Below are 13255 nucleotides of genomic sequence, written 5' to 3'. Positions count from 1 at the left end.
TGTAGTTATTAAAATCACTTCACCTTAGAAAATCTCAATCGTGACAAGGCGCACAAATCGTTAACCTTAGCCCCCAGCAAATCAGGGGGAATACATGCTGTTACACGTTTTATATTTAATTGGTATTACTGCCGAAGCCATGACCGGTGCGCTTGCTGCTGGGCGTCGTCGTATGGATACATTTGGCGTCATTATCATTGCCACCGCGACGGCCATTGGCGGCGGATCGGTACGCGACATTCTTCTCGGCCACTATCCGCTTGGCTGGGTCAAGCATCCCGAATACGTCATTATCGTGGCAGCCGCTGCGGTACTCACCACCATTATTGCTCCTGTTATGCCCTACCTGCGTAAAATATTCCTTGTACTGGATGCGCTGGGCCTGGTGGTCTTTTCTATTATTGGCGCACAGGTGGCGTTGGATATGGGTCACGGGCCGATTATCGCCGTGGTCGCTGCGGTCACGACCGGCGTCTTCGGTGGCGTGTTACGCGACATGTTCTGCAAACGCATTCCGTTAGTGTTCCAGAAAGAGCTGTATGCTGGGGTTTCTTTTGCCGCTGCCGTGCTTTACATCGTGCTGCAACATTACGTCTCCAGCCACGATGTGGTGGTTATCTCTACCCTACTCTTCGGTTTTACCGCCCGCTTACTGGCGCTACGCCTGAAGTTGGGCCTGCCAGTATTTTATTATCGCCATGAAGGTCATTAAGGCATAAAGCCCGTAATACGCTGGGCAGCCAGCCAGTTGCTCAGCGCTATGACCTCCCTGGTCTCCAGCCACTGAATGATCTGTCGTGCCCGCCGTTCCCCCATGAAAGGGAGCTGCCGCCAGCTTTGCTCATCACGGTCCTGCAATTGTTGCCACGAAGCATCCCGACTGGCATTCAGGGTTGCCTGTGTTAACGGTATTCCCATGGCAATAACCCAACGTGTGAACGGGAGATCGCGCGACAGGTTGAACTGATGCCACAGCTTCTCCCCTTTGATTACACCAAGTGCAGACTCTAACTGTTCCTGAGTTAACCCAAGCCAGGAAAAGATATGTTCAAAGCGATACACCTGGTTGAGCTCTCGCCATCCCGCCTCGCCGATCCCCTCCAGCCCCAGCACCTCTTTGCCGCCCAGCCAGACCAGTCTGGCAACAAACTGTTCCTGGCACTCCGCTGTAGCATAAAAACAGGTTAATGAATTGAAGCGCCCCTCGGGGGGTATTGGCTTAGTACGCTGAGTGCTGCGCCAGACCACCTCGTCTATACGGGGTATCCCTTGTCCAGCCAGGCGCACCAGAATCTGATCGCCAGGCGCGATATCCCATTCATTCCAGCGTCGGACGGAGCCAATATTGACGCGCTGTACGCGTTTATCATCCAGCATGACGGGAGTCAGCAATGCAACCACCGCAATTTTCCCGCTTTTACCAACGGAGAACTGAATACCAGTAACCTCAGATACCCTCGTCACGGGAGGATATTTCCACGCCGCCAGCCACTCACCCTGCCCGGGTAGCCAATACTTTGCCCGTGGCTCTTTTGCCGTTCGCACCACGACACCATCTGTCACAAAAGGTAATGCTGAACTCCACCACCTGGCGCGCAACTTTTCGACTTCATCCGCATTCTTCACGGCGTGAGTATAACGTTGCGTGTAACTGAACCCGGCAGCCGTGAGCTGCTCCAGTCTTTCAGGCATGACCGCCGGACCATCAGGCCAGGCCCAGATAAAAATTGCCAGCGAGCGTAACATTTCCGGATTGCCCTGGCGCATCATTAATCCAGCAACCTTCGAGCGGGCGTTCATTCCCCCTCTCTGCTTCTGAATATGCCCCTCTTGCTGCAAAAATATCTCACCCTGCAACGTACTGTTAGCGAGTTTCCCCTTGGTGGAATGTGGTACGGAAGGGATCTGCAGAACCTTTTGCGTCCAGTCTTCGCCTTTCAGGCCATTACCACGGCTAATCGCCCGTACCAGATTGCCATTGCGATAGACTAACGTCACCGCCACACCATCCACCTTCGGTTGCACCCAGAGATCGCTGCGAGCGAGCATCCATTGCTGTAGCGCTTGCTTATCAGCAAGTTTTCGAACGCCCGTGTGGGGAACTGGATGCGAGACGGTGCCACTTATTGGGGGCACAGACAGATCTGGTGGGACTTCATCGCCAAAACAGCGCTGCCATTGAATTAGTTGCGCATTGAGCTGGTCATAAACGCCGTCGTCTACGGCACTTTCCCCTTGCTTCCAGTAACTGTCATTCCACTGTGTAATCTGCTGCTGTAGTCGTGAAATTTCCTCGTTTGCCCTGGCAGGCGACCAGACGGGGCATACCGCCCACGCAGGTAAATGCCACACCAGTAAAACCAGCCCTATGCATTTCCATAATCCCATGCTATCTCCGCTGAACGATACGTTTCCCGGCAGGTATAGCGCGAAGTGAAATAGAAACAGAGCGGCAAAAATTCATCCTGCGAACAGCTTTCCGGACATTTGCATGTATTGCTGCAAATCACCGATAAAACAGGAAACTGGTACGCAAAACGCAATAAACATGCGCAAAAAGTGTGACAAGGGCTACGTCACATAGCGGCTACGTGTATAATAAGCCCGTATGTAGGCTCTCTTTCGACAATCACATACATTAAGATACTCATGGCTCAAGGCACGCTTTATATTGTTTCTGCCCCCAGTGGCGCGGGTAAATCCAGCCTGATTCAGGCTTTATTAAAGACCCAACCGTTGTATGACACCCAGGTTTCTGTTTCGCACACCACGCGCGCACCGCGCCCGGGGGAAGTGCACGGTGAACACTATTTCTTTGTGAACCATGATGAATTCAGAACCATGATTGGCAGAGACGCGTTCCTGGAACACGCGGAGGTTTTCGGTAATTACTACGGCACCTCGCGTGAAACCATTGAGCAAGTATTAGCATCCGGCGTAGACGTCTTTTTAGATATCGACTGGCAAGGTGCGCAGCAAATTCGTGAAAAAATGCCGCATGCGCGCAGTATTTTTATTTTGCCACCGTCTAAGATTGAGCTGGACCGCCGCCTGCGTGGCCGCGGTCAGGATAGCGAAGACGTGATCGCGAAACGTATGGCGCAAGCTGTTGCAGAAATGAGCCATTACGCCGAATATGATTATCTTATTGTGAATGATGATTTCGACACCGCCCTGGGCGATTTGAAAACCATCATTCGCGCCGAACGTCTGCGCATGAGCCGCCAAAAGCAGCGTCATGACGCTTTAATCAGCAAACTGTTGGCAGACTGAACCCACATTCAGTATCATGCCCAGTCATTTCTTCACCTGTGGAGCATTTTAAGTATGGCACGCGTAACTGTTCAGGACGCTGTAGAGAAAATTGGTAACCGTTTTGACCTGGTACTGGTCGCCGCGCGTCGCGCTCGTCAGATGCAGGTAGGCGGAAAGGATCCGCTCGTACCGGAAGAAAACGATAAAACTACCGTTATCGCGCTGCGCGAAATCGAAGAAGGTCTGATCAACAACCAGATCCTCGACGTGCGTGAGCGCCAGGAACAGCAAGAGCAGGAAGCCGCTGAATTACAAGCCGTTACCGCTATTGCTGAAGGTCGTCGTTAATCACAAAGCGGGTCGCCCTTGTATCTGTTTGAAAGCCTGAATCAACTGATTCAAAACTACCTGCCGGAAGACCAGATTAAGCGTCTTCGGCAGGCGTATCTCGTTGCACGTGACGCTCACGAGGGCCAGACACGTTCAAGCGGTGAACCCTATATCACGCACCCGGTAGCGGTAGCCTGCATTCTGGCCGAGATGAAACTCGACTACGAAACGCTGATGGCTGCGCTGCTGCATGACGTGATTGAAGATACCCCAGCCACCTATCAGGACATGGAACAGCTTTTTGGTAAAAGCGTTGCAGAGCTGGTAGAAGGGGTATCGAAACTTGATAAGCTTAAGTTTCGCGATAAGAAAGAGGCGCAAGCTGAAAACTTTCGCAAGATGATTATGGCGATGGTGCAGGATATCCGCGTCATTCTCATCAAACTTGCCGACCGCACCCACAACATGCGCACGCTGGGCTCATTACGCCCGGACAAACGTCGCCGCATCGCCCGTGAAACCCTCGAAATCTATAGTCCGCTGGCACACCGTTTAGGTATTCATCACATTAAAACCGAGCTGGAAGAGCTGGGTTTTGAAGCGCTGTACCCAAACCGCTATCGCGTGATTAAAGAAGTGGTTAAAGCCGCTCGCGGCAACCGCAAAGAGATGATCCAAAAAATCCTCTCGGAAATCGAAGGACGTTTGCAGGAGGCAGGTATTCCGTGTCGCGTAAGCGGGCGTGAGAAGCACCTGTACTCTATTTACTGCAAAATGGTGCTCAAAGAGCAGCGTTTTCACTCCATCATGGATATCTACGCATTTCGCGTCATCGTTCATGATTCCGATACCTGCTATCGCGTACTCGGCCAGATGCACAGCCTGTACAAACCACGCCCTGGTCGCGTGAAAGACTATATCGCCATTCCGAAAGCGAACGGATATCAGTCTTTGCACACCTCAATGATCGGCCCTCATGGCGTCCCGGTTGAAGTACAGATTCGTACTGAAGACATGGACCAGATGGCAGAGATGGGTGTCGCAGCGCACTGGGCTTACAAAGAGCACGGCGGCGAAAGCAGCACCACTGCGCAAATCCGCGCTCAGCGCTGGATGCAAAGCTTGCTGGAACTGCAGCAGAGCGCCGGTAGCTCGTTTGAATTTATTGAAAGCGTCAAATCTGATCTCTTCCCAGATGAGATTTATGTTTTCACACCGGAAGGGCGCATTGTCGAACTGCCCGCCGGTGCAACGCCTGTCGACTTCGCCTACGCTGTGCATACCGATATCGGTCACGCCTGCGTCGGCGCGCGGGTCGACAGACAGCCTTACCCGCTTTCACAACCGCTCTTTAGCGGCCAGACCGTTGAGATTATCACCGCGCCGGGCGCACGTCCGAACGCAGCGTGGCTAAACTTCGTCGTCAGTTCGAAAGCGCGCGCCAAGATTCGCCAACTGTTGAAAAACCTCAAGCGCGATGATTCCGTCAGTCTGGGTCGTCGACTGCTCAACCATGCCCTGGGCGGTAGCCGTAAACTGGCTGAGATCCCGCCAGAGAGCATCCAGCGTGAGCTTGAGCGTATGAAGCTCGCCACGCTTGACGATCTGCTCGCAGAAATCGGTCTGGGTAACGCCATGAGCGTGGTGGTAGCGAAAAACCTCCAGCAGGGCGAAGCAACAGCGAACGTACCAGCACAATCTGGCCATGGTCATCTGCCGATCAAAGGCGCTGACGGCGTGCTGATCACCTTCGCGAAATGCTGTCGTCCAATTCCAGGCGATCCAATCATTGCCCACGTCAGTCCGGGTAAAGGTCTGGTGATCCACCATGAGTCCTGCCGTAATATTCGTGGCTACCAGAAAGAGCCAGAGAAGTTTATGGCGGTGGAATGGGATAAAGAGACGGAGCAGGAATTCATCACCGAGATTAAGGTGGATATGTTTAACCACCAGGGTGCTCTGGCGAACCTGACGGCGGCAATCAACACGACCACCTCCAATATTCAAAGTTTGAATACGGAAGAGAAAGATGGCCGCGTTTATAGCGCCTTTATTCGCCTGACCGCTCGTGATCGCGTGCACCTGGCGAATATCATGCGCAAAATCCGCGTCATGCCGGACGTGATAAAAGTCACCCGTAACCGAAACTAGTCTTATGAATGAACAGCGCTATGCACGTATCCGCGAGATGCTCGCACGTCGTCAGCCCGATCTGACCGTCTGCATGGAGCAGGTTCACAAACCTCATAACGTTTCTGCGATTATTCGTACTGCAGATGCGGTCGGCGTGCATGAAGTCCACGCCGTCTGGCCGGGTAGCCGTATGCGCACCATGGCCTCTTCTGCCGCAGGCAGCAACAGTTGGGTGCAGGTGAAAACTCACCTTACCATTGGCGATGCGGTCACACATTTAAAAAGCCGGGGCATGCAGGTCCTGGCAACCCATCTGTCAGATAAAGCCGTGGATTTTCGCGAGATTGATTACACGCGCCCCACCTGCATCCTGATGGGCCAGGAGAAAACCGGCATCACTCAGGAAGCGTTGGATCTGGCTGATCAGGACATCATCATTCCCATGACTGGCATGGTGCAGTCACTGAACGTTTCTGTCGCCTCCGCGCTGATTCTGTACGAAGCACAGCGCCAGCGGCAAAACGCGGGGATGTACCGACGAGAAAACAGCATGCTGCCACAAGAAGAGCAGCAGCGCTTACTGTTTGAAGGCGGTTATCCGGTGCTGGCGAATGTCGCTAAGCGCAAAGGTCTTCCCTACCCTCACGTAAACACGCAGGGCGAAATTGAAGCCGATGCAACGTGGTGGGCCACTATGCAATCTGCGAGATAAACGCGATGAAAGGCCGTTTACTGGATGCCATCCCACTCAACTCTCTGACCGGCGTTGGCGCAGCGCAAAGCAGTAAACTGGCGAAAATTGGCCTGCACACCGTGCAGGACCTCCTGCTCCACCTCCCTCTGCGTTACGAAGACCGTACCCATCTGTACCCAATTGGCGAACTGCTGCCGGGTGTCTATGCCACCGTTGAAGGCGAAGTGCTGAACTGCAATATTACCTTCGGCGGCCGCCGGATGATGACCTGTCAAATCAGCGATGGCTCGGGGATTCTCACCATGCGCTTTTTCAACTTCAGCGCAGCGATGAAAAACAGCCTCGCTACCGGGCGTAGGGTACTGGCCTACGGCGAAGCCAAACGCGGGAAATACGGCGCAGAGATGATTCACCCGGAATACCGCGTACAAGGCGATCTCAGCACGCCAGAATTGCAGGAAACACTCACACCAGTGTATCCAACCACCGAAGGTGTGAAGCAGGCCACGCTGCGCAAGCTGACCGATCAGGCACTGGATCTGCTCGATACCTGCGCCATTGCCGAACTGCTGCCGCCAGAGCTGTTACAGGGCATGATGAGCCTACCCGAAGCACTGCGCACATTGCACCGCCCCCCACCGTCGCTGCAACTCAGCGATCTGGAAACCGGACAACATCCGGCGCAGCGACGTCTGATTCTCGAAGAACTGCTGGCGCATAATCTCAGCATGCTGGCACTACGCGCCGGGGCACAGCGTTTTCACGCCCAGCCGTTAAGTGCTAACAACGCGCTAAAAGATAAGCTGCTGGCAGCATTGCCGTTCAAACCTACTGGCGCACAGGCCCGTGTTACCGCTGAGATTGAACGCGATATGGCACTGGATGTGCCGATGATGCGCCTGGTACAGGGTGATGTCGGCTCCGGTAAAACGCTGGTTGCCGCGCTGGCCGCGCTGCGGGCTATCGCACATGGTAAGCAGGTTGCGCTAATGGCTCCTACCGAACTATTGGCTGAACAACATGCAAATAACTTCCGCAACTGGTTCGCGCCACTGGGCGTTGAAGTGGGCTGGCTGGCGGGCAAGCGGAAAGGTAAAGCGCGTCTGGCGCAACAGGAAGCTATCGCCAGCGGTCAGGTGCAGATGATTGTCGGCACGCACGCGATTTTCCAGGAACAGGTGCAGTTCAGCGGGCTGGCGCTGGTTATCATCGACGAACAGCACCGCTTCGGCGTTCATCAGCGCCTGGCGCTGTGGGAAAAAGGTCAGCAGCAGGGTTTCCATCCACACCAGCTAATCATGACCGCCACGCCGATTCCACGTACCCTGGCGATGACGGCCTATGCTGACCTCGACACGTCGGTCATTGACGAACTCCCTCCGGGGCGTACGCCGGTCACTACGGTCGCCATTCCGGATACCCGCCGCAGCGATATCATTGATCGCGTGCACAACGCCTGTACCCACGAAGGACGTCAAGCATACTGGGTCTGTACGCTGATTGAAGAGTCTGACTTGTTGGAAGCTCAGGCGGCAGAAGCGACGTGGGAAGAGCTTAAACTGGCGCTGCCAGAACTCAATATTGGCCTGGTACATGGGCGCATGAAGCCCGCCGAGAAGCAGTCAGTAATGGCGGCCTTTAAGCAGGGTGAACTGCATCTGCTGGTTGCCACCACGGTGATTGAAGTGGGCGTGGACGTGCCAAACGCCAGCCTGATGATTATTGAAAACCCGGAACGCTTAGGTCTGGCCCAGTTGCACCAGTTGCGTGGTCGCGTAGGCCGTGGCGCGGTGGCTTCCCACTGCGTTCTGCTCTACAAATCACCGCTGTCTAAAACCGCGCAGAAACGCCTGCAGGTTCTGCGAGACAGCAACGACGGGTTCGTAATTGCGCAAAAAGATTTAGAGATTCGCGGACCCGGCGAGCTGTTAGGTACTCGCCAGACCGGAACGGCAGAATTCAAGGTCGCAGATTTACTGCGCGATCAGGCGATTATCCCGGAAGTTCAGCGCATTGCCCGCCATATTCACGAACGTTATCCGCAACAGGCCGCGGCACTGATAGAGCGCTGGATGCCGGAAACCGAACGCTACTCCAACGCGTAGTTAATTCATAGCGGCGGCGGATGTTACCCCGCCGCACAGCCGTTATTGCGCGAAAATCGGTAACAGCAGATACAGCTTAATTACCAGCGCGTTGACGATATCGATAAAGAACGCCCCCACCATCGGCACCACCAGAAACGCCATATGGGATGGTCCAAAACGTTCGGTAATCGCCTGCATGTTGGCAATCGCCGTCGGCGTCGCGCCGAGGCCAAAACCGCAGTGTCCGGCAGCCAGCACGGCGGCATCGTAGTTCTTACCCATCATGCGCCAGGTGACGAATATCGCGTACAGCGCCATGAAAATAGTCTGCACAACCAGGATTGCCAGCATCGGCAAGGCCAGTGAAGCCAGTTCCCACAACTTCAGGCTCATCAGCGCCATCGCCAGAAACAGCGACAGACTAACGTTACCCAGTACAGAAACCGCACGTTCGAACACCCGATAAAAGCCCAGTAGCGCCAGACCGTTACTGAGGATCACCCCAACAAACAGGACGCAGACGAAGGTCGGCAATTCCAGCACTGTTCCAACCAGCATTTGCGCAACGATTTTACCCACCGTCAGACAGATAGCGATCAGAGCAATGGTTTCAATCAGCACCAGCGAGGTGATCATGCGCCCAACGTCCGGCTTTTCAAATGCGGTCGGCACGGCCTGATCGTCCGGCATACCGTCTGGCGTGGTGGAGTGTTTGACCAGATAGCGTGCCACCGGGCCGCCAATCAGCCCACCCAACACCAGACCAAACGTTGCGCAAGCCATCGCCACTTCAGTCGCATTGGTGAAACCATAACGTTCAATAAACAGCTTGCTCCACGCGGCCCCGGTTCCGTGTCCACCAGAGAGGGTGATCGAGCCAGCGATCAGACCCATCAGCGGGTCCAGACCCAGCAGGGTCGCCATACCAATACCGATGGCGTTTTGCATCAGCAACAAGCCAACAACCACAATCAGAAAAATACCCACCACGCGGCCACCAGCACGCAGACTGGCGATATTGGCGTTCAGACCGATAGTGGCGAAAAAGGCCAGCATCAGCGGATCGCGCAGGGTCATATCGAAGTTCACTTCCCAACCCATGCTTTTTTTCAGCACCAGCAGCGCAATCGCCACCAGCAATCCGCCTGCAACAGGTTCGGGAATGGTGTATTTTTTCAGGAAGGAAACAGACTGGACGAGCTTACGTCCCAGCAGCAACACAAGGGTTGCCGCAACCAGCGTTGATAACGTATCGAGATAAAACATTTACAGCTCCATTAGTGCGTTTAGCACAATCACGCACGATGCATTCCAGACCGATTTTTAGCTCTTATTGAGTTTTCGGAGTGGATTTTAAGCAGAAAATGATGAAAAGTTATATAAAAATGTTTGTTTATCCGTTTTAAATATTAAGAATACCTGCTAGCAAACGTTTGCTTTTCTGCCCTGGTCAGATAAAATCACCGCTTTTCCACCATGGGATTGCCTCTGATGTCCGTTAACGCCGTAGAGTCAACAAATGCGCAACCGGTTGCGCAGACTCACAACAGTGAACTGATTTACCGTCTTGAAGATCGCCCCCCGTTAGCCCAGACCCTGTTTGCCGCCTGCCAGCATCTGCTGGCCATGTTCGTCGCGGTGATCACCCCTGCTCTGTTAATTTGCCAGGCGCTTGGTTTACCGGCTCAGGATACTCAACACATTATCAGTATGTCGCTGTTCGCCTCCGGCGTGGCTTCTATCATTCAGATCAAAGCCTGGGGGCCGGTCGGCTCAGGGCTGCTATCCATTCAGGGCACCAGCTTTAACTTTGTTGCGCCACTGATTATGGGCGGTACGGCGCTAAAAACCGGTGGCGCAGATGTCCCAACCATGATGGCGGCGCTGTTCGGTACGCTGATGCTGGCAAGCTGCACCGAGATGGTTATCTCGCGTGTCCTGCACCTGGCGCGTCGTATTATTACTCCGCTGGTCTCAGGGGTGGTGGTGATGATTATCGGCCTGTCGCTGATTCAGGTAGGTCTGACATCGATTGGCGGTGGCTATGCCGCAATGAGCGACAACACCTTTGGTGCGCCGAAGAATTTACTGTTGGCAGGCGTGGTGCTGGCGCTAATCATCCTGCTTAACCGTCAACGCAACCCGTACCTGCGCGTTGCGTCATTGGTGATTGCGATGGCGGCAGGCTATCTGCTGGCCTGGTTTATGGACATGCTGCCGCAAAATACCGCACCGGTAAGCCAGGACCTGCTGATGGTGCCAACGCCGCTGTATTATGGCCTGGGCATCGACTGGAGTTTACTGCTGCCGCTGATGCTGGTCTTTATGATTACCTCACTGGAAACCATCGGCGATATTACGGCCACCTCTGATGTCTCCGAGCAGCCGGTTTCGGGTCCGCTGTATATGAAGCGCCTGAAAGGCGGCGTACTGGCGAACGGTCTGAACTCGTTTGTTTCCGCCGTGTTCAACACCTTCCCGAACTCCTGTTTTGGCCAGAACAACGGGGTGATTCAGTTAACGGGCGTCGCCAGCCGCTACGTTGGTTTTGTGGTGGCGCTGATGTTGATCGCGCTGGGCCTGTTCCCGGCAGTCAGCGGTTTTGTACAGCATATTCCTGAGCCGGTACTGGGCGGCGCAACGCTGGTGATGTTCGGTACTATCGCAGCATCCGGTGTGCGTATCGTGTCCCGCGAGCCGTTGAACCGCCGCGCGATTCTGATTATCGCGCTGTCGCTGGCCGTTGGTCTGGGTGTTTCCCAGCAGCCGCTGATTCTCCAGTTCGCCCCGGATTGGGTGAAAAACCTGCTCTCTTCTGGTATCGCCGCTGGCGGTATTACCGCAATCGTTCTGAATCTGGTATTCCCGCCAGAAAAGCAATAAGCAAAATGCGGCGTTGGTTCTGAATCAACGCCGCTGTAACGCTCTTTCACCATTCCCGCCTTGAGCATTGCGCCTAAATCGTGCATAACTTGACTATGTGCACTTCGCGGGATGGAAGACCATGAAATTTATTGGAAAGCTGCTTCTTTACGTGCTGATCGCCCTTGCAGTGGCGATTCTCGGCCTTTATTTTCTACTGCAAACCCGCTGGGGGGCAGAGCACGTCAGCGCCTGGGTTTCGGAGAACAGCAGCTACCATCTGGCGTTTGATGCCATCGATCACCGGTTTTCCTCCCCTTCCCATATTCTGCTGGAAAACGTCACCTTTGGCCGGGATGGTCAGCCCGCAACGCTGGTCGCTAAAACGGTCGATATTGGGCTGAGCAGCCGCCAAATCACCGATCCGCTGCACGTAGACACCATTTTGTTGCAAAACGGCACGCTGAATCTTTCCCAGCAAACCGCGCCGCTACCGTTCCAGGCCGATCGCCTGCAATTGCAGGATATGGCGCTTAACAGCCCCGGCAGCGAGTGGAACCTCAGCGCCCAGCGCGTTAACGGCGGCGTCATTCCCTGGAGCCCTGAGGCAGGTAAAATTCTCGGGAGCAAAGCGCAAATTCAGCTCAGCGCCAGTTCGTTGACGCTCAACGATGTTCCAACTACCAACGTCTTGATTGAAGGCAGCATCGACCATGACCGGGTGACGCTAAGCAATATTGGCGCTGACGTGGCGCGTGGGGCATTAACCGGCGTAGCGCAACGCAATGCAGACGGAAGTTGGGTTGTGGAGAATCTGCGCCTGAACGATATCCGGCTGCAAAGCGACAAATCGCTGGCCGACTTTTTTGCCCCGTTAAGCACTATTCCTTCCCTGCAAATTGGTCGTCTGGAAGTGACGGATGCCCGTCTGCAAGGCCCCGACTGGGCGGTGACGGATCTCGATCTGAGCTTGCGCAACATGACCTTCAGCAAGGACGACTGGCAAACTCAGGAAGGCAAACTGTCGATGAATGCCAGCGAGTTTATTTACGGCTCTCTGCACTTCTTCGATCCGATTCTGAACGCCGAGTTCTCACCGCAGGGCATTGCGCTGCGCCAGTTCACCACCCGCTGGGAAGGCGGTATGGTCAGAACATCCGGAAACTGGATGCGCAGCAACAAAGCGCTGGTCCTTGACGATGCCGCTATTGCTGGTCTGGAATACACGCTGCCGGAAAACTGGAAGCAGCTGTGGATGAAACCCCTGCCAGCGTGGCTAAACAGCCTGACGCTGAAGAAATTCAGTGCCAGCCGCAATCTGGTGATAGATATCGACCCCAATTTCCCGTGGCAGCTCACCGCGCTGGACGGCTACGGCGCTAACCTCGGGCTGTTACAGAACAATCAGTGGGGGATCTGGAGCGGGAGCGCCACCCTCAACGCTGCCGCAGCCACCTTTAACCGTACGGATGTGCGTCGTCCTTCGCTGGCGCTAACGGCAAACAGCAGCACCATCAATATCAGCGAACTGAGCGCCTATACGGAAAAAGGACTGCTGGAGGGCACTGCCAGCATTTCGCAGCTACCTCAGCGCCAGACGCAGGTCAGCCTGAACGGGCGCGGCGTGCCAATGACGATCCTGCAGCAGTGGGGCTGGCCCGCACTGCCGCTTTCCGGCGATGGCAACATCCAGCTTACCGCCAGCGGCAATATTCAGGCCGATGCGCCTCTCAAGCCAACGGTCAACGGTCAGCTGCATGCGGTGAACGTGGAGAAACAGCAGGTAACGCAAACCATGCAGGCTGGCGTGGTTTCGGGGAGTGAAGTCACTGCACCACCACCTGCACAATGATTTATTGCCCGGTGGCGCTTCGCTTACCGGGCCTACTCACGC

At 54.8% G+C, this 13255-nt stretch carries 10 protein-coding genes; 8 read left to right on the top strand and 2 right to left on the bottom strand.

Annotation, left to right across the window (positions count from 1 at the left end):
* Positions 1-94 precede the first annotated feature (94 nt).
* Complete coding sequence (locus OGY68_RS03540) at positions 95-712, top strand: trimeric intracellular cation channel family protein (protein ID WP_038635410.1); 618 nt, start codon at positions 95-97, stop codon at positions 710-712.
* Here OGY68_RS03540 and ligB read toward each other — a convergent pair.
* The gene (ligB, locus tag OGY68_RS03535; RefSeq protein WP_057066882.1) at positions 709-2388 is read right to left on the bottom strand and encodes an NAD-dependent DNA ligase LigB; all 1680 of its coding nucleotides are present in this window, start codon (positions 2386-2388) and stop codon (positions 709-711) included. The two genes, OGY68_RS03540 and ligB, sit on opposite strands and share 4 nt — an antisense overlap.
* A gap of 261 nt (positions 2389-2649) precedes the next feature.
* Between ligB and gmk the strand changes: the two genes are divergently transcribed.
* The 5 genes from gmk to recG are packed head-to-tail and all read left to right on the top strand — an operon-like array spanning position 2650 to position 8517.
* Positions 2650-3273 (top strand): guanylate kinase, encoded by a 624-nt coding sequence (gene gmk / locus OGY68_RS03530; protein ID WP_003024042.1) that lies wholly within the window; start codon positions 2650-2652, stop codon positions 3271-3273.
* 54 nt (positions 3274-3327) lie between these two features.
* On the top strand, positions 3328-3603 hold the full coding sequence (rpoZ, locus tag OGY68_RS03525; protein WP_000135058.1) for a DNA-directed RNA polymerase subunit omega: 276 nt from the start codon (positions 3328-3330) through the stop codon (positions 3601-3603).
* A gap of 18 nt (positions 3604-3621) precedes the next feature.
* A complete protein-coding gene (gene spoT / locus OGY68_RS03520; RefSeq protein ID WP_003024038.1) occupies positions 3622-5736 on the top strand; it encodes a bifunctional GTP diphosphokinase/guanosine-3',5'-bis pyrophosphate 3'-pyrophosphohydrolase in 2115 nt (704 codons plus the stop codon).
* 4 nt (positions 5737-5740) lie between these two features.
* Positions 5741-6430 carry a tRNA (guanosine(18)-2'-O)-methyltransferase TrmH gene (gene trmH / locus OGY68_RS03515; protein ID WP_032945382.1) on the top strand — a complete coding sequence of 230 codons (690 nt, stop codon included), beginning with the start codon at positions 5741-5743 and terminating at the stop codon, positions 6428-6430.
* Between the two features lie 5 nt (positions 6431-6435).
* Complete coding sequence (gene recG / locus OGY68_RS03510) at positions 6436-8517, top strand: ATP-dependent DNA helicase RecG (protein ID WP_057066883.1); 2082 nt, start codon at positions 6436-6438, stop codon at positions 8515-8517.
* 42 nt (positions 8518-8559) lie between these two features.
* On the opposite strand, the gene gltS is transcribed toward recG, so the two are convergent.
* Entirely contained in the window at positions 8560-9765 is a 1206-nt protein-coding gene (gene gltS, locus OGY68_RS03505) for a sodium/glutamate symporter (protein ID WP_003024029.1), read from the bottom strand.
* Between the two features lie 225 nt (positions 9766-9990).
* Here gltS and xanP point away from each other — a divergent pair, with 225 nt between their 5' ends.
* Positions 9991-11382: a xanthine/proton symporter XanP gene (gene xanP / locus OGY68_RS03500; protein ID WP_003024026.1), complete on the top strand. Its 1392-nt coding sequence runs from the start codon at positions 9991-9993 to the stop codon at positions 11380-11382.
* 121 nt (positions 11383-11503) lie between these two features.
* Positions 11504-13213: an AsmA family protein gene (locus tag OGY68_RS03495; protein WP_057066886.1), complete on the top strand. Its 1710-nt coding sequence runs from the start codon at positions 11504-11506 to the stop codon at positions 13211-13213.
* The last annotated feature ends 42 nt before the right edge of the window (positions 13214-13255 follow it).

The sequence above is a fragment of the Citrobacter sp. Cpo065 genome, from assembly GCF_030332805.1.
Taxonomy (GTDB): domain Bacteria; phylum Pseudomonadota; class Gammaproteobacteria; order Enterobacterales; family Enterobacteriaceae; genus Citrobacter; species Citrobacter portucalensis.
This window is presented reverse-complemented; position numbering and strand designations above follow the sequence as displayed.